Origin of the sequence: Acinetobacter sp. WC-323, assembly GCF_000314615.1 — a bacterium.
Classification (GTDB): Bacteria; Pseudomonadota; Gammaproteobacteria; order Pseudomonadales; family Moraxellaceae; genus Acinetobacter; species Acinetobacter courvalinii.
Window position 1 is genome coordinate 59,707 of record NZ_AMZS01000044.1, and the last position, 21,962, is coordinate 81,668.

Annotated in this window: 21 protein-coding genes; 16 read left to right on the plus strand and 5 right to left on the minus strand. The window is 42.0% G+C overall.

The features are described from left to right. Positions 1-127 precede the first annotated feature (127 nt). From ACINWC323_RS09385 to ACINWC323_RS09370, 4 genes are all read left to right on the plus strand, one after another. On the plus strand, positions 128-502 hold the full coding sequence (locus ACINWC323_RS09385; RefSeq protein WP_009512082.1) for a heavy-metal resistance: 375 nt from the start codon (positions 128-130) through the stop codon (positions 500-502). 310 nt (positions 503-812) lie between these two features. After that, positions 813-2,615 (plus strand): acyl-CoA dehydrogenase C-terminal domain-containing protein, encoded by a 1,803-nt coding sequence (locus ACINWC323_RS09380; RefSeq protein WP_009512093.1) that lies wholly within the window; start codon positions 813-815, stop codon positions 2,613-2,615. 162 nt (positions 2,616-2,777) lie between these two features. After that, positions 2,778-4,559 (plus strand): acyl-CoA dehydrogenase C-terminal domain-containing protein, encoded by a 1,782-nt coding sequence (locus ACINWC323_RS09375; RefSeq protein ID WP_009512121.1) that lies wholly within the window; start codon positions 2,778-2,780, stop codon positions 4,557-4,559. Between the two features lie 120 nt (positions 4,560-4,679). Next, positions 4,680-5,177, plus strand: coding sequence for a phosphate-starvation-inducible protein PsiE (locus tag ACINWC323_RS09370; protein ID WP_009512126.1), 498 nt, complete (start codon positions 4,680-4,682; stop codon positions 5,175-5,177). Positions 5,178-5,219: 42 nt separating this feature from the next. On the opposite strand, the gene ACINWC323_RS09365 is transcribed toward ACINWC323_RS09370, so the two are convergent. Continuing rightward, on the minus strand, positions 5,220-5,591 hold the full coding sequence (locus ACINWC323_RS09365; protein ID WP_009512079.1) for an RcnB family protein: 372 nt from the start codon (positions 5,589-5,591) through the stop codon (positions 5,220-5,222). Between the two features lie 153 nt (positions 5,592-5,744). Then, entirely contained in the window at positions 5,745-6,236 is a 492-nt protein-coding gene (locus ACINWC323_RS09360) for an RcnB family protein (protein WP_009512090.1), read from the minus strand. A gap of 179 nt (positions 6,237-6,415) precedes the next feature. Between ACINWC323_RS09360 and ACINWC323_RS09355 the strand changes: the two genes are divergently transcribed. Continuing rightward, positions 6,416-6,853: a hypothetical protein gene (locus ACINWC323_RS09355; RefSeq protein WP_032870209.1), complete on the plus strand. Its 438-nt coding sequence runs from the start codon at positions 6,416-6,418 to the stop codon at positions 6,851-6,853. Between the two features lie 84 nt (positions 6,854-6,937). Here the strand turns inward: ACINWC323_RS09355 and ACINWC323_RS09350 are convergent, their stop codons facing one another. The 3 genes from ACINWC323_RS09350 to znuD form a co-directional block, all read right to left on the minus strand. After that, positions 6,938-7,747 carry a hypothetical protein gene (locus ACINWC323_RS09350; protein ID WP_009512145.1) on the minus strand — a complete coding sequence of 270 codons (810 nt, stop codon included), beginning with the start codon at positions 7,745-7,747 and terminating at the stop codon, positions 6,938-6,940. Positions 7,748-7,772: 25 nt separating this feature from the next. Continuing rightward, entirely contained in the window at positions 7,773-9,236 is a 1,464-nt protein-coding gene (locus tag ACINWC323_RS09345) for a phospholipase D family protein (RefSeq protein ID WP_155758131.1), read from the minus strand. A 118-nt stretch (positions 9,237-9,354) separates the two neighbouring features. Beyond that, the gene (znuD, locus tag ACINWC323_RS09340; RefSeq protein ID WP_009512088.1) at positions 9,355-11,436 is read right to left on the minus strand and encodes a zinc piracy TonB-dependent receptor ZnuD; all 2,082 of its coding nucleotides are present in this window, start codon (positions 11,434-11,436) and stop codon (positions 9,355-9,357) included. Between the two features lie 139 nt (positions 11,437-11,575). Here znuD and ACINWC323_RS09335 point away from each other — a divergent pair, with 139 nt between their 5' ends. The 11 genes from ACINWC323_RS09335 to ACINWC323_RS09290 form a co-directional block, all read left to right on the plus strand. Then, positions 11,576-12,346, plus strand: coding sequence for a DUF4184 family protein (locus ACINWC323_RS09335; protein ID WP_009512155.1), 771 nt, complete (start codon positions 11,576-11,578; stop codon positions 12,344-12,346). A 144-nt stretch (positions 12,347-12,490) separates the two neighbouring features. Further along, the gene (gene aspS, locus ACINWC323_RS09330) at positions 12,491-14,272 is read left to right on the plus strand and encodes an aspartate--tRNA ligase (RefSeq protein ID WP_005226864.1); all 1,782 of its coding nucleotides are present in this window, start codon (positions 12,491-12,493) and stop codon (positions 14,270-14,272) included. A 125-nt stretch (positions 14,273-14,397) separates the two neighbouring features. After that, complete coding sequence (locus tag ACINWC323_RS09325; RefSeq protein WP_005226863.1) at positions 14,398-14,613, plus strand: hypothetical protein; 216 nt, start codon at positions 14,398-14,400, stop codon at positions 14,611-14,613. 11 nt (positions 14,614-14,624) lie between these two features. Then, complete coding sequence (locus ACINWC323_RS09320) at positions 14,625-15,485, plus strand: lysophospholipid acyltransferase family protein (RefSeq protein WP_032881473.1); 861 nt, start codon at positions 14,625-14,627, stop codon at positions 15,483-15,485. Positions 15,486-15,590: 105 nt separating this feature from the next. Further along, on the plus strand, positions 15,591-16,649 hold the full coding sequence (gene rfbB, locus ACINWC323_RS09315; RefSeq protein WP_009512094.1) for a dTDP-glucose 4,6-dehydratase: 1,059 nt from the start codon (positions 15,591-15,593) through the stop codon (positions 16,647-16,649). Then, complete coding sequence (gene rfbA / locus ACINWC323_RS09310; protein ID WP_009512131.1) at positions 16,649-17,524, plus strand: glucose-1-phosphate thymidylyltransferase RfbA; 876 nt, start codon at positions 16,649-16,651, stop codon at positions 17,522-17,524. The genes rfbB and rfbA overlap by 1 nt, the downstream gene beginning before the upstream one ends. Next, a complete protein-coding gene (locus ACINWC323_RS19765) occupies positions 17,521-18,381 on the plus strand; it encodes a WxcM-like domain-containing protein (protein WP_009512147.1) in 861 nt (286 codons plus the stop codon). The genes rfbA and ACINWC323_RS19765 overlap by 4 nt, the downstream gene beginning before the upstream one ends. Next, on the plus strand, positions 18,378-19,496 hold the full coding sequence (locus ACINWC323_RS09305) for a DegT/DnrJ/EryC1/StrS family aminotransferase (protein ID WP_009512099.1): 1,119 nt from the start codon (positions 18,378-18,380) through the stop codon (positions 19,494-19,496). Before ACINWC323_RS19765 ends, ACINWC323_RS09305 begins: the two co-directional genes overlap by 4 nt. After that, positions 19,493-20,338: a glycosyltransferase family 2 protein gene (locus ACINWC323_RS09300; protein ID WP_009512142.1), complete on the plus strand. Its 846-nt coding sequence runs from the start codon at positions 19,493-19,495 to the stop codon at positions 20,336-20,338. Before ACINWC323_RS09305 ends, ACINWC323_RS09300 begins: the two co-directional genes overlap by 4 nt. Before the next feature lie 19 nt (positions 20,339-20,357). Further along, the gene (locus tag ACINWC323_RS09295; RefSeq protein WP_009512180.1) at positions 20,358-21,167 is read left to right on the plus strand and encodes a glycosyltransferase family 61 protein; all 810 of its coding nucleotides are present in this window, start codon (positions 20,358-20,360) and stop codon (positions 21,165-21,167) included. 7 nt (positions 21,168-21,174) lie between these two features. Continuing rightward, positions 21,175-21,962 (plus strand): IS5-like element IS17 family transposase (locus ACINWC323_RS09290; protein WP_009507051.1); only part of this gene is annotated, 788 nt, incomplete at its 3' end.

Genomic DNA, 21,962 nt, shown 5'->3' on the forward strand with positions numbered 1-21,962 from the left:
TTAATCTCAATAGTGTTCTATTTATGGATTGTAACCAACATGGTTCAAAAAAACTCTCCATTGTTTCTTCATCTTTATTATCTAATCTTTAAGCATCAAATCACAACTGCTGACGCTGGATAAAACAATGAACAAGACAAAAATTGTATTGATGACCACCTTACTCGGTTCTGTTTTAGGTTTAGCTGCCTGTCAGTCGACCACGCCAGCGGAACAGTCAATGGATCGTGACCACCATCGTCATAATATGCAACGTGCACCACTTACCCCTGAACAGCGTGCTGAATGGCAAGCTAAACGTGAACAGCGTTCAGAACAACGCGAACAAATGCGTCAGCAACATCAGGCTCAACGCGCCCAGATCGAACAGGCATGTCAGGGTAAACGTATCGGAGAACGCGTCAACGTGCAATGGAATAAACGTGTCATTCAAGGCACCTGTGAAGTTCGTTTTACCCCAGACCAATCACAATTCAAGCGTCAAGCGAATCCAACAACATAAACACCCTCTCCTCTCCGGCGCTTTCAAAGCGCCTTTTTTTATGCGTTAAATGATTGATTTTTCATATACACAGCTGCTTACGATTTTAGCTGAACAGTTTCACTCAAATGCTGGAAAACCACCTACAATCTAAGCGCTTAAACAGGTTGAACCATAAACTTTGACTTAGCAGTCACTAAGAAATGACCTGCAAAAGCTTGTACCGAACTATAACTTGTTGCACGATTAGCGCTACAAAATGGTGCTCTTGGGCACATTTATCATTGACTAAGATTATAACTCTGGTTTAACCAGTATTGAGGAACCCGCTATGCCACAATACAAAGCACCCTTACGTGATATGCAGTTCGTATTGCACGAATTATTAAATGCTGAAGCACATTACGCAAAACTTCCTGCATTTCAAGACACAGTAAGCCGTGAATTGGTTGATCAATACTTAGAAGCAGCGGCTGATTTCTGCGAAAACGAACTTTCTCCTTTAAACCAAGTGGGCGACCGCGAAGGTTGTACTTGGAACGACGGTGTTGTTACGACTCCGACAGGCTTTAAAGAAGCGTATCAAAAATATATCGAACTTGGCTTCCCGTCTCTTTCTGCTGATGAAGAGTTTGGCGGTCAGGCATTACCAAACTCTTTAGGGATCGCAATCTCTGAAATGGTGGGTACTGCAAACTGGTCCTGGGGTATGTACCCTGGCCTTTCTCATGGTGCTGTGCGTACTTTAGAACACCACGGTTCTGATGAGCAAAAAAATACTTACTTGCCAAACCTTGTTTCAGGTGTTTGGACAGGTACCATGTGCCTGACTGAATCTCATGCAGGTTCTGACTTGGGTATCATCCGTTCTAAAGCTGAACCAAATGCGGATGGCAGCTATGCAATCTCTGGCGAGAAAATCTTTATCTCTGCTGGTGAACACGACATGGCTGAAAACATCATCCATATCGTACTTGCACGTTTACCGGGCGCGCCAAAAGGTACCAAAGGGATTTCTCTATTCATCGTACCGAAGTTCAATGTCAATGCTGACGGTTCTATCGGCGAGCGTAATGCAGTACGTTGTGGTTCAATCGAACACAAGATGGGTATCCATGGTAACGCGACTTGTGTGATTAACTTCGACCAAGCAAAAGGTTACTTGATTGGCCCTGAAAACCGTGGCTTAAACTGCATGTTCACCTTCATGAACACTGCGCGTATCGGTACTGCGGTTCAAGGTTTATCTGCATCTGAATCTTCTTTCCAAGGCGCTTTGGCGTATGCGAAAGACCGTTTAGCGATGCGTTCGCTTTCTGGTCCTAAAGCACCTGAAAAAGAAGCTGATCCAATTATCGTTCACCCTGCTGTCCGCAACATGCTGTTAACGCAAAAGTCATTTGCTGAAGGTGGTCGTGCGCTGGTTTACTTATTGGCTCAATATGCAGACATCGTTGAAAAAGGCGAAACTGAAGAAGAGCGTAAGTTTGCTGACAACATCTTGTCTTTGTTAACACCAATTGCAAAAGCATTCTTAACAGAAACTGGTTCTGAATCTGCGAAGCACGGTGTACAAGTTTTTGGTGGTCACGGCTTCATTTCTGAACACGGTATGGAGCAAATCGTACGTGATACACGTATCGCTTGCCTATACGAAGGAACAACCGAGATTCAAGCGCTTGACTTGTTAGGTCGTAAAGTATTGCAAACTCAAGGTGCAATGTTGAAAGACTTCACCAAGATCATCCATAAATTTGTTGAAGCAAACAAAGACAATGCTGCGATGCAAGAGTTCATTGCACCATTGGCTGCTGCAAACAAGGAATGGGGCGATATCACCATGCAAATCGGTATGCGTGCAATGCAAAATCCGGATGAAGTGGGTGCAGCTGCGGTTGACTACCTCTACTTCTCTGGCTATGTAACGCTTGCTTACTTATGGGCACGTATGGCACTTGTGGCTCAAGAGAAATTGGCTGAAGGTACCACTGATGTTGACTTCTATAATGCAAAAGTGACCACAGCTCGCTTCTACTTCAAGAAGATCCTGCCACGTGTTCGTTCGCATGTAGATGTACTTTCAACTGGCGTTGCGCCATTGTTTGAACTTGATGCGGAACACTTCGCTTTCTAAACATAGTTTAGAATGAGATGCAACGTTCATCACGGAAAAAGGACTGGTCAGTTTTGACCGTCCTTTTTTTGTTTAATCAATGCTAAATTTATACGATTCAATTCATTTGTTCGTTTTATTTGATCATTTTGCACATGACGCTGTGCGTAGAAAGGAACGATTATGCCAATTTACAATGCTCCTCTAGCAGACATGAAATTCATCTTAAATGATGTATTTAAAGCAGAACAATTTTGGCAGGCCAATGAAAACCTGGCTCATGTAGATGCTGCAACAGCTGAAGCAATTTTAGAAGAAATGGCGAAATTTGCCCAAAACGTGACACATCCGTTAAACCGTACGGGTGATGAAGAAGGCGCACGTTGGGAAAATGGTGAAGTTTTCACACCCGCAGGTTTTAAAGAAGCATTCCGCCAATACGCTGAAGGCGGCTGGATCGGCTTAGGTGCAGACGAAGAATGGGGCGGTCAGGCCATGCCGAAAATGCTAACGGTACTGTCTGATGAAATGCTATTCGCCACCAACCCATCATTCATGCTCTACCCGCTTCTTTCTGTGGGTGCAGGTATGGCTTTAAACAGCTATGCATCACAAGAGCAAAAAGAAACCTATTTACCTAAAATCTATTCGGGTGAATGGTCAGGTACCATGTGCTTAACCGAGCCACATGCTGGTACAGATTTAGGTATTATCAAAACCAAAGCTGAACGCAATGAAGATGGTACCTATAACATTACCGGTACTAAAATCTTCATCACCGGTGGTGATAACGATCTCGCTGAAAACATCATTCACCTGGTCCTTGCGAAAACCCCTGATGCACCTGCAGGTTCACGTGGCATTTCGTTATTTATCGTACCGAAATTCTTGGTGAATGAAGATGGTTCATTGGGTGAACGCAACCCTGTTGGTCCCGGTTCAATCGAACACAAGATGGGGATCAAGGCATCTGCGACTTGCGTGATGAACTTTGACGGTGCCAAAGGTTATCTTGTCGGTAAAGAAAACGAAGGCCTTGCTGCGATGTTCGTGATGATGAACTACGAACGTTTATCAATGGGTATCCAAGGTCTCGGTGCTTCTGAATTTGCATATCAAAATGCAGCACAATACGCGACTGATCGTTTACAGGGTCGTAGTGCTTCTGGCGTTCAATCACCAAACAAATCGGCAGACAGCATTTTAGTGCATGGCGATGTACGTCGTATGTTGCTCAATGTACGTGCCAACAACGAAGCATCTCGTGCATTTGCGGTGTATGTCGGTCAACAGCTCGACATCACTAAATTCTCAACTGATGCTGAAGCCGTGAAGAAAGCCAACGACCGCGTTGCACTTTTAACACCAATCGCAAAAGCGTACCTCACGGACACTGCTTTCCAGGCGACGCTCGATGCGCAAATGGTCTTCGGTGGACACGGTTATATCCGTGAATGGGGTATGGAACAATGTATCCGTGATCTTCGTATTGCTCAAATTTACGAAGGCACCAACGGCGTTCAATCTCAAGATTTAATTGGTCGTAAAACCATTAAATGTGGTGGCGCATTCATCGCAGAATACATCACCGAGATCCGTGACTTTGCCAATGACTTAGACACGGACTTGAACTTCATTAAAGATGCAACTCTAGACGCTGCAACTGAAATTGAAGCGATCACCCAGTTCATCATTGAACAAGCAGCTGAAAATGCAGAGTTCCCGAACTCAGCTGCAGTTGACTACTTACATGCTGTGGGTTTACTCAGCTTCGCCTATATGTTCGCAAAAATCGCGGCTGCTGCAAAAGACAAGTCTGGTGATTTCTACCAGAACAAAATTGCATTGGCACAATACTTTGTCGATCGTATCTTGCCTGAACTCGATGCGCGTTTAGCGAAAATCAAAGCAGGATCAGACTTGATCATGAACTTCAGCGAAGATTACTTCACCAATCAAGCTTAAGTCGCATTCAATCATAAAAACTGCCTCAATCTAGGTTGAGGCAGTTTTTTTATGCCTATAATAAAATCAGCATAAAACTTGCATATCATTCCAATCATCATGTTGAGCATATAAACCGCCATGTCGAATTCAAAAGATAAACTTGAAGGCTTACCTCATCTACTTGATCGCTTCGGTCATTACGCAGTTGAAGCCTTTCATTATTTAGCCCTGTTTATTATCGGCTGTATGATTGCATGGTCAGCCGTACATACCGTGATTGAAATTCTGACCGTAAAACAGTACGCCACCATTGATGACATCTTGCTGCTGTTTATCTATCTGGAACTGGGCGCCATGGTCGGGATTTATTTCAAGACCAATCACATGCCGGTACGCTTTTTGATTTATGTCGCGATTACCGCACTGACCCGTTTGCTGATTGCCGATATTCAACACAATCATAAAGCATCGATGGATTTGGTGATTACCACAGGTTCGATCCTGATTTTAGCGGTGGCGATTCTGGTGGTACGTTTTGCATCGTGGAACTACCCTTCCGTGATTCGTGGTAAAGATCAGGAACAACCCTTGCCTTCCAACAAAACACCTCGGCCACAAGATGATGAACTGGCATAAATAGAAAAAGCAGGCGGATTGCCTGCTTTTTTAATGTGGGGGTTATGCCACCCGGAAAATACGATATTTGGAATCTACCAGGACATATTTTCCTTGTACCTGCATCCAGTTATAGCCACGTGGTGGCTGATAAAGGCGGTGGTAGCGATAATTGGATACCACATAACGATGACTACGGAATTCTGACGGTAAACGCTCGCCACGTTTGAAATTAATGCGTTGGCCATAATGATTGCCCCGATCACTATTCGACCAGCGTGGTTGTTCACGGTGATCATGTCGGTGGTCATAACGATCATAGCGCTGATCATAACGGTCTTTATGATCATTATTCCAACGGTTTGAATCTGCCATTGCTGATGCAGATACACCGAGCATGAGTGTTGATACAAGCAATACGACGGTCTTTTTCATTGTTTGATCCTCTGTTTTTCCGATCTGAAATCAGATTAAGAAAAACTCTAGGAGAAAGCATGAATAAAACTCGCGACATTGCAAAGCTTTGTAATGAATAGCGAGAAATTGTGGAGAATCCGCTCCATCCAGAATTAAAAAGCAGATGTCAGATCAGCGAATCATCTCAATGGTAAAGTTATCATCGGTCACTAAAAGATAACGCCCATCGACCACCACCCAATGTCGACCACGTGGCGGTTCACGCAAAGAATAAGAATCCCAATCCCGCAGCACATAACGCTCGCTACGGAACTCACCCGGTAGCTCATTTCCCACTACAAAAGACTCCCGGCGATAGCTACGCTCATATTGAGTGTCCGGATAATATTCGACACGAACACCCGGTCGATGATTCCGGTGAGGATAATCATTATTTTGATAGGGCTGATAATAATAGCCTTTCGGTGGCGCAGTCGGTGTCGCGCGCTGATTCGAGAACGCAAACGGGTCTTGCGCAGGCGGTTGATAGGCCGGCCTCTGCTGGTGATAGGAACGGCGCTCTACCCCGCTATAACCACCCCAACCATTATCAGCATGGCTCATCATAGGGAGATAGCTCAATATAGCTGCCAAGCCATAAATATAAGGTTGAAATTGCTGCATCGTGATCTCCCTAAAAGCAGAGTGTCTTTCTATTTTAGAATAAAAAACAAGCGCCACTGTTGTCATCATATTTTTTCAGATTAACTGTTCAATTTCATGGATAAAATGCAGCAAGCTGTAGCTTTGCGTAGATATGTTAGAATCAGTTTTTTGGTTTTGAGGCAACATCTGTGGCTGAAATGAATTTTGATCGTCTCTATCAATTTTTCTGTAAAGTGCCTAGCGTACAAGAATCCCGTATTGTGGCGCATGGTGCAGATGGTCAGCATGCTTGGTGGTTTAAATTCAATATTGATGTTGAACATGCCTTGGCATGGCAAACCGTGCAAGAACTTGGACATGTCCTCAATTATTTATCCACCAATGAACGTTTACCGACCCAGTTTTTCCCTGTATCACCACCACCCTATATGAATGGTGAAGCCAAAGATTTTCTAGGCTGGGTGATCCAGTGTAATCATCCGGAATTTAGCCCGGATGTGGTTTGTGACTGGTTAGAGGCGCGCTTACCCAACCCGGTCGATGATGAAAGCCAGTGGAAAATCAAAACCGATTTAAGTGAGCTGGAGCAAATGGCCGATAAAGATCTGGATCAGTTGATTCCACCGAGTCCTTAATTTTTTTATTGAGGATATATCACTTTCAACACGCTGAATGCCAACTAAGCTTCTGAATTTAGCGTGTTGAACACTCATCCTGAATCAGGATAGGTCGTAACCTAAATATTCTTGCGGTGATTCAGAATAAGGTAAAATCAGATAATCATGTTTTAAAATGAGCGCTTTCAGTTGTTGCTGATGGGAAGCGTCTAAAGGATAAATCAAAGCCAAATCCAGAATTAAATCTTCAACCTTTTCAGCTTTAAAATCTGCTGTTTTGATCCATCCTAATAACGCTGCTCCGAGGCCGATAAATTCAAAACCATAGGGCTGCATTTTTTGAATCAGCGCATAATTCTCAAAAGGATCAAAATCACAAGAAAAATAGCCATTCGGTAGCATCGCCAATTTCAATGCGTCTGTTTCAACAGCCGCCACTTTAACCATGATTTCAGTATGAGTAGAGATCAATAGATCTTGATTGAAATAAAGCAGTGCTTCTAAGTCATTTTCATCGTAATGCTGCATTTTTTCAGCCAGGCTTTCAAAACGCTGCTGCTGTGCGGGATCATTCAATTGCTGAAGATAATGCTGCAATTGTTTTGGAACACATACATTTTGATACGTTTGCTCCCATCGTGGATCATCGACTTCAATTCCCTTGAGGTCGTCACTAAAATCAACATACAGACGCTCATCCTCGACCGCATGCATCGAGGTGTATTCTGCCTGTGCTCGATCATCCAGAACCAGAAACACTTTTTTAGGATAGACTTCCTGTTTAAGGGAGCGATAGCATTCTAACAATTCTGCCCAATTTTGAATTTCAACAATATCGGCATAATGATTGAATTGATGCACATCTAAATCAATCTGCTGATCCTGTCTGATATTCAGTTTAATCTTCGCCATTGTGTAGAACTCTATGTATGCTTAATTAAAAAGTGGATAAGCCTGACCATTCCATAAAACGATAGATCCAGTATTTCACTTTGGATTCATCGGCATATTTTGCATAGTCCACCGTAATTTGACGTGCATTGGCGTTGCTCCATGCGGCATCAAAGTATTGCCCTGCATCTTTAAACACTGGCGCTTGTGCTGAACCAATCACACGCATATCGGTTTCAAGATTATAGTTTTTCAGGTTGCGTGCGGTCAGATTAGCAGAACCGAGAATGATTTCCGCTTGCTGGGCATTGTATTTCAGCAACATCTTGCTATGGCACTGTTCACCACGCGTATCGCACCAGCGAATTGGAATACCTGCAGCATGAAGTTCTGATGCGACTTGGCGATTCGGCATGCCATTCTTTTGACGACCAAATGCATCCTTATTCGGGTCGATCATGATCCGGATGTTGACACCACGTTGTTGCGCTTGCTTAAGTGCTTCAATAATATTGCGTTCCGACAAATAGAACATGGCCATGTCCAGATGTTCTTGGCTCTTGGCAGTCTCAATCATTTTCAAAATGCCATCATAAATGGCTTTTTCAGTCAGCACTTGCACCTGCGGCAAGGTTTTGTCTTCGCTCACACCGCCCATAATCACAAAGGGACTGGAACCCTTTGACATGTTGGCAACCGCTTGTTCAGTTTGTAAAACATCAATCGCGGTTGGTCCATCTACCACCAGTGCAACATTACTATGATGCGAACTGCCATCGTGTGGATTGGCTGAGGTCACCAGACTTTTCCAGCCATCCACCGTATCAACCACCAAGGTTTTACGATGATTGGCCTTGAAGTTGAACAACTCCAGATAACTGCGCAAAGTAATCTTATCATTACCAAACGGGCTGCTTAACCAGCCGCCCTCAGGATTATTACCCAGGTTTTGACAGCAGATATACCAGAACCCTGACCAAAGCGGATTAGACGCACGCAATGGTTTTAAATCGGTTTCGATCACATCCACACCTGCTTGACGCAATTGTAGATAATGTTTTGGTGTCATGCCGCCATAAACCGAATTAATCGGATCAGTAATCACCACAACTTCTACATTTGGATGCAAACGACGCTTCACGATCAGCGCATCAGTCAATTCTTGCATCAAAGGCAACTGTTTCACCTTAGAAGCGCCGACTTCCTGATTAAACAGGAACATATCCAGCACAATGGTGGTCTGTGCCTGATCAATTAAATGGAAGACTTCCTTGAAAATATGCTGCTCCACCTGTTGCTGGCCTTGGGAATCGATATAGGTCTGATCGGCTAAAAATTTCACATTGGCATGACGCAACTGCCCGGTAAAATCCAGCCCTTTCGGGAGTGGTTTTACTGTGTGGTAGACTGCCGAAGCAATGTACCCAATCGCAAAAATACTCAATATGACTGCCATGTAACGTCGACCTGACCAGTTTAATTTTCGATGGATTCGTTGGAAGATGCGCATATAAACAAAAAAAGCCCTAGCCGAATAAAAATCTCCCCAGCCCTCTTTATCAAAGAGGGGGAACTTTATGTAGGCTAGAGCTTATACTTTGATTTTTCAATAAGATTTAAGTGAAAAATTAGAAGTTAAAATTCACCCCAACGGTAAAGTTACGGCCCACTTGTGGAATCGTGGATAAGAACGATGCATGTTGATAAACCTGATCATCCAGCAAGTTATTGGCATTGAAATACACACGATAATCGCCGACATTGCTGTATTTACCTGAATATGCCACTCCCAGATTCAACATGTTATAGCCTTGGGTATCGGTTTCATACGCTGCAATCTTGTCTTGCTGGAACACATGGTAGTATTCAGCTGAACCGCTAAAGCCATCACCAAAGTCCGCATTTACTTTGGTGCCTAAGCGTCCAGCCGGCACACGCGGTGCATTTTCATTGTCGATTTTGCCACGAACATAATCACCAAACACGCCGACTTTATACATGTCCGAGATCTGGTAACCCGCTTCCGCCTCTGCACCATAGAAACGTGCCTGATCCTGGGTATATTCCACTAAACGGAAATCTTTATAACGGTCTAGCGTTTGCGCATAGATATAGTCATCAAACCAGTTGTGATAGACATGTACATCGTAGTCAAACTTGTCATTGTCATAATGCAGACCGAGTTCGACATTATTTGACTTCTCTTTACTTAAACCATCATTGCCCAGTTCATAGGTATTGGTGGCAAAATGTCCGCCATTGGCATATAACTCTTGCGCCAGCGGTAAGCGCTCCTGATGTGACGCAACCAGAGAAAGTTTATAGTCTGGTGCAAACTCCCAGTTGGCAGCACCCGAAACAGAAAAGGCTGAACCGTCAAAATCTTTTTTGCTTGAATCATCAATATCAATTTTCTGTTTTTCTGCACGAGCTGCCAGTTCTACATGAACATCATTAAATTGTGCATGCTCTAAGCCAAAGATACTCCATTTCTTGGTGGTATTCGGTGCCAAGAAGGCTTCTTCACCAGTAAGTTTTAGTTTTTGCTGACCATATTGCGTACCAATCACTCCTTCCCATGGGCCAATCGGATTGTGTACCAACTCTAGACGACCATCATAGCCCTTGTTTTTAAAGCGAGTGGCGATGGTGTCTTCTTCAATTTCATCATGTTGATAATCGGTATAGCTGGCTTGCGCACGTAACTTTTTAAAGCCAGCAAATGGATCATTCAATTCTGTGCGCACATCATAACGCTCAGATTTCAGGTCAATCCACGGCCCGGTTTCATGAGCATGATCGTGGTCGTGATCGCCATGTCCATGATCGTGATCGTCCTCGCCCTCTTCATGATCATGGTCACCACAGTGCAGATGCGGACGGCCACTCAGATGGGCTTTACAGTTTTCATATTCATGGCTATGCCCCGGCAAGCCATACTGATCCTGACGGTTGCTATAAGAAACTCCGGTAAAACCGCGATCATAAATCCAGGACAAGCCAACATTGACGGTTTCGCCTTTAGCAAAGGTATTGCCGACACGGCGCTCTTTCTCACCTTCATGGCGATAGTCAGGTGCGATATAGTCATTAGCTTCGCGTTTCAGCCCCTCGACCCGTAACGCCACTTGATCACCCAGCCCAACCGTGACACCTGCAGTTGCCAGCTTTTCATCACTGCCTGTGTTGTAACGTAAACCCACATTCCCTTCGTAACCTTTTTCAGGCATTGCTGTTGGAATCTTGCTGTCATTGACATTGACCAGCCCGCCAACGGTTCCCGCGCCAAATAATAAGGTAGATGGCCCGCGAATCACTTCAACCTGCTTGGCCAGTGCCGGATCGACTGTTACCGCATGGTCAGGAGACAAGGTAGAAACATCAATGTTTTCTGATGAATTTTGCAGCACCTTAACGCGTGGGCCATCTTGTCCACGAATGACAGGACGACTAGAACCTGCGCCAAACTGATTTGAATAAATGCCAGGCTCACTGCTCAGCGCTTCACCAATGGTCACAGCCCCCTGTTGTAAACGTTTTTCATCTACAACGGTGTCTGCAACCGCAAAATCTTTTGAGGTTTGCTCAAGCGGATGCGCTTTAATACGTATGGTATCTAAGGTGGTCACTGGTTCATTTTCTGCTGCAAAGGCAGATACAGAAACAGCAGCTAAAATGGATAAGGTCAAAATATTGTGCGGAAATGACATACCGTGTCTCGAATCAGTTGATCGTTATTTTTTGTTATATTATAACATTTCATTTATTTTGCAATAAAAAACAGTCTGACCAAGCACATTTGTTAAACTGCTTGTCCATGTTTGCAATCAATGGTTATTCCCCAACGATATGCCTTTTACTCTGTCACATGCTGTACTTGCTCCACCTTTATCCAAACTGAGCCAGGGATATTTACCTGTCGCCGCCTTGGCGATTGGTTGTATGACACCTGATCTTTATCGATTATTTACGCAAGAAAATACACCTTTAACCCATCAATGGGCCGGCCTCTTATTTCCGAACCTACCGCTTGGCCTCTGCTTTTGTCTATTGTGGTATATCATCTATCGTCCTGTGACTTATCGTTGTCTTGAGATTCAAGATCCTTTAAATATCAAGTCACTGGATGATTTTATTTCTTTCAGCTTTTTGAATTGCATTGCACTTATCATTGGAATCAGCACACATTTGATCTGGGATGGACTCACCCATCTTGATTTTCGAACATTTGCTTTTAAAGAAATACTGGCCCATAACATTTCATTGTGGGGTTTTAGTTATCCATTACATTTTGTCTTACAGATTGGCTCTTCAATTATTGCTCTGCCGTTTTTGATGAAAATGTGCTGGGATTATTATAAAACGCATCAACATCATCATCCCATTCCGTCCAGACTCAAAGGATTGGCGCTGACCGGTATTGTCCTTTCCGTCTTCTATGGACTGTTGTCAGTGCTGGACTATAGCCGTCATATCAGTACTGATCTTTGGAAAAATGAACCTTATTTTTTTATTGGCAAATCGATGAATGAATTTACCCAAGCAGGCTTAACCGTCTTTACCATGGCCTGTCTATTATTCTTGTTTTTGGATCGAACTGCCCGTAGCAAATCATTTTAACAAAAAGCGTGTGTTTAAAATTCGCTTGAAAACATTAAGACTTGAGACTATACGTTCAACAAGGCATAATCTCCCCTTCATTGGTGCTGCGCTGTTTACGCATTCACCTTCTACAGCCAATATAGTTTGGATAAATAATTCAATATGATGCGCACTCATTACTGTGGCTCTTTAACTGAAGCCCAAATCGATCAAACAGTGACTTTATGCGGATGGGTTCATCGTCGCCGTGACCATGGCGGTGTGATTTTCCTTGATATGCGTGACCGTGATGGTCTCGTACAGGTGGTGATCGATCCAGATACCCCTGAAGCATTCGCAACAGCAGATAAAGCACGTTCAGAATTTGTTTTAAAAATTACAGGTCGTGTTCGTCGTCGCTATGAAGGTACTGAAAATGCCAACATGGTGAGTGGCCAGATTGAAGTTTTAGGTAAAGAGATCGAAGTTCTTGCAGCTTCTGATACTCCGCCATTCCCGTTGAATGACGAAAATACCAATATTTCAGAAGAAATTCGTTTGAAATACCGTTTCTTGGACATCCGTCGTCCAGAAATGTTAGAGCGCTTACGTTTCCGTTCTAAAGTCACCAACTTGATCCGTAACTATTTTGAAGATCATGGTTTCCTTGACGTTGAAACACCAATCTTGACTCGCGCAACGCCAGAAGGTGCACGTGACTATTTAGTACCAAGCCGTGTTTCAAATGGTAGCTTCTACGCACTTCCACAATCACCACAGTTGTTCAAACAGTTGTTGATGGTGGGTGGTATCGATCGTTATTACCAAATTGCTAAATGTTTCCGCGACGAAGATTTACGTGCGGATCGTCAGCCTGAATTTACCCAGATCGACGTTGAAACATCGTTCATGAGTGACGATGACATCATGGATTTAATGGAAGGCTTAACAGTTAAAATGTTCAACGAATTATTGAATGTAAAATTCGATAAGTTTGAACGTATGACTTACGCTGACGCAATGCGTGATTATGCATCTGACAAACCGGATATGCGTATTCCATTGAAACTTGTTGACGTTGCAGACTTGATGCAAGACGTTGAGTTCAAGGTTTTCGCAGGTCCTGCAAAAGATCCTAAAGGCCGTATCGTTGCTTTACGTGTTCCTGGTGCTGGTTCATTACCGCGTAGTGCGATTGATGAATACACCAAATTTGTCGGTATCTACGGTGCGAAAGGCTTGGCTTACATCAAAGTCAACGAGCTTGAAAAAGGCATCGAAGGTCTTCAATCACCAATCGTTAAATTCATCGAGCCAATCGTACTTGATTTATTAAAACGTGTGGGTGCTGAGAATGGCGACATCGTGTTCTTTGGTGCAGATAAAGCCAAAGTTGTAAACGATGCGATGGGCGCACTTCGTGTGAAAATCGGCCATGATCTTAATCTTGCAACGTGTGAGTGGGCGCCACTTTGGGTTGTTGATTTCCCAATGTTTGAAGAAACGGATGATGGTAAATGGACCTCTGTTCACCATCCATTTACCCTGCCAAAATCAAGCGTTGAAGAAGTGAAGAACAATCCAGGTGAAGCACTGTCTGTTGCCTACGATATGGTACTGAACGGTACTGAAATCGGTGGTGGTTCACTTCGTATCTATACTTTAGAAATGCAAAAGGCAATTTTTGAAGCTTTAGGCATTGGTGAAGAAGAAGCAGAAGAGAAATTCAGCTTCTTACTGAATGCATTACGTTACGGTGCGCCTCCGCACGGTGGTTTGGCATTCGGTCTTGACCGCTTGATCATGTTGATGACAGGTGCATCTTCGATTCGTGATGTGATTGCATTCCCGAAAACCAAGACTGCTGAATGTCCGTTGACTCAAGCGCCAGCACCAGTTGAAGCAAATCAATTGCGTGACTTGGGTATTCGTTTACGCGAAAAGCCAAAAGCTGAAGAAAAATAAACCTTGAGTTTATGCTTCAACAAAAACCCTGCGCGCTGCAGGGTTTTTTTATAATACCGAGTTTTGCTTTGAGATCATGGCCGCTAATGGCATAATAGACTGCTTTTTATTGAGAGGTCAGTCTTATGGCAATGCGTCCTGATGTACGTCGACATACAATTATCATTATTGTGTTTTCACTTGCTCAATGGTTCTTTATGCGTTACATCCTGGCAAATGAACTTTTCAATATGGATACCAACCAACGTATTTTATACTTCTGCGTAAGTAGTCTGGTGGGCGCCTTACTGATTTTTGTGGCACTGATTTATATGGTGCTTAAAGGCAATGCCGATAAATAAGACCTACTAGCATGTCGTTTTACCCTACTCTGCTCCGTATTCTCCCCCTCCCATTTTTGCGCAGTATCGCGAAAGTGGCGGCTTACTTTATCAATCAAAACCCGAATAAAAGTATGCTGTGGAAAACCAGAGTCAATCTTGGGCTGGCTTATCCTGAACTCAGCCAAGCGCAAAAGGAACAGCTTGCACGTGAAAGTGTGACCAAGCAATGTCTCAGTTATATCGAATCTGGAAAATGCTGGGCCATGCCCCCCGAGTGGAGCATTCAACAGATTCATACCGTGCATCACCTGGAAGTCCTGACCGATGCACTGAGTGATCCTCGTGGCGCACTGATCATTACCCCACATCTGGGTACATGGGAAATGATGAATGCCTGGGTACATCAATATGGCATCCCGACCATCATGTATAAACCGATGAAAGACTCGGGATTCAATGCATTTGCCTTACATGCACGTCAACGTCTGAATGCAACCTTAGTGCCGACAGATGCGTCTGGGGTTAAAGCCTTATTTAAGAATCTAAAACAAGGCGGTTTCAGTGTGATTCTGCCGGACCATGTCCCAGACCCTTCTGGCGGTGTCGTGGTTCCTTTTTTCGGAATTCCCTGCCTCACCAGTACATTGGCCAGTAAAATGGCACAGAAAACCCAATGCCGTTTAGTCGGGCTAAGCTGTTTCCGCCGTGACGATGGTGAGGGATTTGATGTGTATTGTGATGATCTCAACGATCCGCAGTTGTATGATCGGGATATCGAAGTTGCGACCACTGCACTCAATCAGGCAGTTGAACAGATGATCAACCGCTTTCCTGCTGAATATATGTGGGGTTATAAACGGTTTAGGGGAGGGGATGAAAAATTTTATTAAAAATAAGTTTAACGTTAGATAAATATTTCTTGAAGTATTTCAAAAATAATTTATTTTTCAAATGAATAATTTAATGATCGAATCATTTAAAAGGAAAGTAGTTTCATGCGAATCTTGATCACAGGCGGAGCTGGATTTATTGGTTCAGCCGTTGTACGTCATATTATAAAAAATACGAATGATGAGGTTCTGAATCTAGATAAGCTTACATATGCTGGCAACTTGGAATCATTAAAAGAAATTGATCAGAATCCACGTTATCAATTTCAACAGGTTGATATTTGTGATGCATCAAAACTAGCGCTAGTATTTGAGCAATTTCAACCTGACGCAATTATGCATTTGGCTGCTGAGTCACATGTTGACCGTTCTATTGATGGGCCGAGTGCATTTATTCAAACCAATATTGTAGGAACTTACAGCTTATTAGAAGCCACTCGCCAATATTGGCAGACATTAGATCAAAATAAAAAAGTGAAATTTCGCTTTCACCACATTTCAACTGATGAAGTGTATGGTGATTTAGAAAGTACCACAGACTTATTTACCGAAACAACAGCATACGCACCAAGTTCACCTTACTCAGCCAGTAAAGCCAGTTCGGATCACTTGGTTCGGGCGTGGCAACGAACTTATGGCCTGCCCACTATTGTAACCAATTGCTCTAATAATTATGGTCCATATCACTTTCCTGAAAAATTGATTCCATTAGTCATTCTGAATGCCTTAGATGGTAAAGCCCTGCCAATCTACGGCACCGGAAACCAGATTCGAGATTGGTTATTTGTCGAAGACCATGCTCGCGCCTTATATCAAGTTGTCACTCAAGGTACTGTTGGGGAAACGTATAATATCGGCGGACATAATGAAAAACAAAATATCGAAGTGGTGAAGACCATTTGTAGAATTTTGGATGAATTACGTCCACAAGATAATGTTCAACCTTATGAAAACCTTATTACGTTCGTGAAAGACCGACCAGGACATGATTTGCGTTATGCGATTGATGCCACAAAAATAGAACGTGAACTGGGCTGGAAACCTCAAGAAACATTTGAAACAGGTATCCGTAAAACAGTTGAATGGTATTTAGATAATTTAGAATGGTGTCGCCATGTCCAAGATGGCAGCTATCAACGTGAAAGATTAGGGGTACACCTATAATGTCAACAAAAGGTATTATTCTTGCTGGGGGTTCAGGTACTCGCCTCTACCCTATTACCAAAGGCATTTCAAAACAGTTACTCCCGATTTACGATAAGCCCATGGTGTACTATCCGCTTTCAGTACTGATGCTGGCAGGGATTCGTGAAGTCCTGATTATTAGTACACCTGACGATATCGATGGGTTTAAACGCTTACTTGGCGATGGCTCTCAATTGGGGATAGAGCTGAGTTATGCCGTCCAGCCAAGCCCAGATGGATTGGCCCAAGCCTTTATCATTGGCGAACAATTTATTGGTAAAAGTAACGTGTGTCTGGTTCTTGGCGATAATATTTTTTATGGTCAAGGTTTTACGCCGATGTTACGTCAAGCCGTTGCCCGCCAAAAAGGCGCGACAGTTTTTGGATATCAAGTTAAAGATCCAGAACGCTTTGGCGTAGTTGAATTTGATGAACAAAAACGTGCCATTTCTCTTGAAGAAAAACCCAAACAGCCAAAATCACATTTTGCGGTCACCGGTCTTTATTTCTATGACAATGATGTGGTTGAAATCGCGAAACAGGTCAAACCATCCGAACGGGGTGAATTAGAAATCACGACTGTTAATCAGATGTATCTAGAACGTGGTGACTTAAATGTTGAATTACTGGGTCGAGGTTTTGCTTGGCTTGACACTGGTACACATGAAAGCTTACTTGAGGCTGCACAATTTGTAGAAACCTTGGAGAAACGTCAAGGTTATAAAGTGGCATGTTTAGAAGAAATTGCCTTTAATAATGGCTGGTTAAGCAAACAGCGAGTGCTAGAAATTGGCCAAAGTATGAATAAAAATGACTATGGTCGATATTTAATTTCTTTGGTGCATGAAATATGAGCTTAAAGAAACTTATTGATTTGCCTGATTTGGGTGATCAGCGCGGTGGACTGGTCGCAATTGAAGCGAACCAACATATTCCTTTTGATATTAAACGTATTTATTATATTTTTTCCGCTTCAAAGAATAAACCTAGAGGCTTTCACGCACATAAAGACTTAAAACAGCTAGCAATTTGCCTACATGGACAATGCCGTTTCATTTTAGATGATGGATATAGTAAAGAAGAAGTTTTACTTAACTCTCCAACCCAAGGCTTGATTATCGAAAGTATGACTTGGCGTGAAATGCACGACTTTTCAGAAGATTGTGTGTTATTAGTGTTGGCAAGTGAACATTATGATGAAAGCGATTATATCCGCAGTTATGATGAATTTATCAGTGTTGTGAATCGTCCATTTATTCACCCATTATCTGATGTGCATAGCCCTCATATCGGTCAAAATACACGTGTTTGGCAATATAGCGTTATTCTCAAAAATGCGGTGATTGGTGCTGGTTGTAATATTTGTGCCCATACCCTAATCGAGAATGATGTGCACATTGGTGACAATGTCACGGTAAAATCTGGTGTCTATCTTTGGGATGGCATTACCCTAGAAGATAATGTGTTTATTGGCCCATCCGTGGCCTTTACCAACGATAAAAAACCACGTTCTAAACAATATCCTGACAGTTTTGCAAAAACGGTTGTAGAGCAAGGGGCCAGTATTGGGGCGAATGCAACCATCTTACCGGGTATTCGTATCGGAAAAAATGCCTTGATTGGTGCTGGTGCGGTCGTAACAAAAGATGTGCCAGAAAATGCAATTATGGTAGGCAATCCAGCAATAATTAAAGGTTATATTGAGCAATGATTCCTTTTCTTGATCTTAAAAGTATTAATCGACAGTATCGACAACAACTAATTGAAGCCTGTACACGCGTGATCGATTCGGGTTGGTATATTGGCGGAAAAGAACTCGAACAATTTGAGCTGAATTTCGCCAAATTTTGCGGTACGAAATATGCGATTGGTGTAGCCAATGGTTTAGATGCGCTTATCTTAACCTTAAGAGCCTGGAAAGAGCTTGGTCAACTCAAAGAAGGTGATGAAGTCATCGTCCCTTCAAATACTTATATCGCAAGTATTTTGGCAATCAGTGCCAACCAGCTTACACCTGTTTTGGTTGAGCCGGACCCACAGACTTTTAACCTTGATCCAAAGAAAATTGAAGCGGTTATTACAGAAAAAACCAAAGTTATTTTACCTGTCCACCTTTATGGACAACTTGCTGCAATGCCTGAAATTATGGAAATTGCAAAAAAAAATAACCTATTGGTACTTGAAGACTCTGCACAAAGTCACGGTGCAGAAATTCATGGAATTAAAGCAGGCAATTGGGGCGATGCTTCTGGCTTCAGCTTTTATCCGGGTAAAAACTTAGGTGCGCTAGGTGATGCAGGTGCAATCACAACCAATAATGAAGAGCTGGCCCAAATGCTACGCGCACTTCGCAACTATGGCTCGCATGAAAAATATAAAAATTTAGTACCTGGTGTAAACAGTCGCCTAGATGAAATTCAAGCCGCCATGCTCGATATTAAATTAAGCTTTTTAGAGCAGGAAGTGCAACATCGTCGCAAAATCGCACGCTTATATCTGGATAATATCAATACTCCCTTTATCAAACTGCCATTAAGCCAGATCAATGCAGAAGAGTATCAGCAGCATGTTTGGCATCTGTTCGTCATTCGAACTGAATATAGAGATCTTTTACAGAACTATTTAGCGGAGCATGGGGTTCAAACACTTATTCATTACCCTATCCCACCACATAAACAACAAGCCTATAAAGAGTGGAATGATCAAAGTTATCCTATTTCAGAGCAAATGCATGCAGAAGTGATGAGTCTACCGATTGGACCTACCCTTCAATTGGATGAAGTTCAAAGGATTATTCAGCTTTGTAATGAGTTTAATCCTGTATGAGTCATTCGGCATTTCACCCTTTAGTCACTATTGCAATTCCCAGTTATAATCATGGGCAATATATCCAAGATGCAATTAAAAGTGCTTTAAACCAAAGCTATGAAAACATTGAGCTCATCATCATTGATGATGGCTCAACAGATACCTCTATTGAAAAAATCAAACCTCTTATTGCTCAATGTAAGGAGCGCTTTGTCCGATTTGAATTTAGATATAGAGCTAATCGAGGATTATGTAATACGCTTAATGAGGCACTTGAATGGGCTGAGGGACAATTTTTTTGTACTTTAGCATCAGACGACATCATTTTCCCAGAAAAGACACGTCTACAACTTGAAGCATTTCAACAAGACCCAGATATTGTGTGTATTTGTGGCGGAAATCACTCTATAGATGCCCAAAATCAAACGATTAAGTGCAATGTGAATGGTTATGGTGAATATAAATTCCATCGAATTTTTATGCATCGATTTGACTTACCTGCATCTTCTCAAATGATTAAAACTGCGATACTGCGTGAAGTGGGCGGATTCAATCCAAACACCAAAGTTGAGGATTGGGACTTATGGTTAAAGCTCAGTAAATTAGATAAAAAGATCATCTATATTCCTCATGCTTTAGTTGGTTATAGATCTCATGAACATAATATCAGTAAGAATTTAGAGTTGATGTATCAAGAGGTTCTCAAAATTGTGGACCAATATAAAGATGAACCTGATTATGCCAAAGCGGTTTATCGCATTCAGAAAAAATATAAAGTCCGCCCCTATCAGAAGAAAAATCCTTTAAAAGCGCTGGTTCTTAGATTAAAGTACTATCTGATTTATTTAATGTCTAGATGATTTTCATAGAGTTGCTAAAATGCTTGGTCGCCTCCTTATTAAGTATTTAATAAAAAAGAATACATATACATCTCAATACGTTAAGGTTTTATTAAAGAAGATAAAAAGGATCGAAACCAGAAAAATTGTATGGCTTGATGAGCTCGATCATGAAAAAATTCTGACATTTAAATATTGTAAAAATAACCTAAATTTTCAACCTAAAACTCTTAACTTGAATCAAAAATTTGATTTCAAAGCTGAAATACCTGAAATTAATTTATATAGATTCAGCAATGTCATTATAAATACTAACTCAAGCCATCTGATTACAGCTACAAATGCAGTATTTGAACGAATAAAGCATGCCGATATTAGGTACTGTAATTACTCGACTGGAATTATTAAATGGCATAATCATAAAAATACAATCTTCCGTTACAACAAAAGAAAAAAAAATATTCCGCACGCTATTTTTCTAGGTGGAAATGGTGTTTTTAACTATTATCATTGGCTTATAGAAATATCTCCTAAAATTCTTTTATTAAATTCAGATTTACTTAATAAATATAATATTAAAACGCTTATACTCGATGAAAGAGTTAAAAAAATACCATCTTTTCAAAAGATTTTAGCGCTGTACCTGAAAGAAAAAAATTTAGATTTAGAAATTATTTATGTAGACCATCGAGTTGATTTACATGTTGATGAATTATTTTATGTCAACAATGAAAATAATATCGTTTTCAACTCAAAGGAAATACTTTCCTCTCCAGATTTTTCTATTATTTCTAGTACACTGAGGCTTTGTTGCACAAACCTATCTGTAAAGGCTTTTTCAGCGATATAATTTTCAAATGAAGAAGCCTACACACAAAATCTACCGCACAACCAATTGGCCCGCATATAACCGAGCACTCATTAATCGCGGAAATATTGCCCTTTGGTTTGATCCTGCTACGCAATGGTATGCTCCATCAAAAGGCAAACAAGGGCGAAATCAAACCTACTCCGACGCAGCCATCCAATGCTGCTTAATGATTAAATCCTTATTCCGTCTATCTTTACGTATGGTCACTGGCTTTGTGCAAAGTCTGATTAAACTTTGCGGATTAAATTGGACCGCACCAGATTACAGTACGCTTTGTAGAAGACAAAAGCATATTGATATTGCAATCAGCTACCAAAAAAGTAGCGATGGGCTGCATCTACTCGTAGACTCTACAGGGATGAAGTTTCTAGGTGAGGGCGAATGGAAACGCAAGAAACATGGAGCTGAATATCGTCGCCAATGGCGTAAACTACATATTGGTATAGATGCCAAAACCCTACAAATACGCGCTATTCAGCTCACAACCAATAATGTCTGTGATTCACAGGTGCTTGGTGATTTACTTAATCAGATTCCACAAGATGAGCAGATTGACTCTGTTTATACCGATGGAGCTTATGACACCAAGCAATGCCGTCAGGTCATTGCAGATCGGCAAGCACATGCGGTGATTCCACCTAGAAAAAATGCGAAACCATGGAAAGATACAAAGAGTAGCTCGCTAGAGCGAAATGAATTACTTCGAACAATTAAACGTTTAGGTAGGACACTATGGAAAAAATGGTCAGGCTATCATCGCCGAAGTTTGGTTGA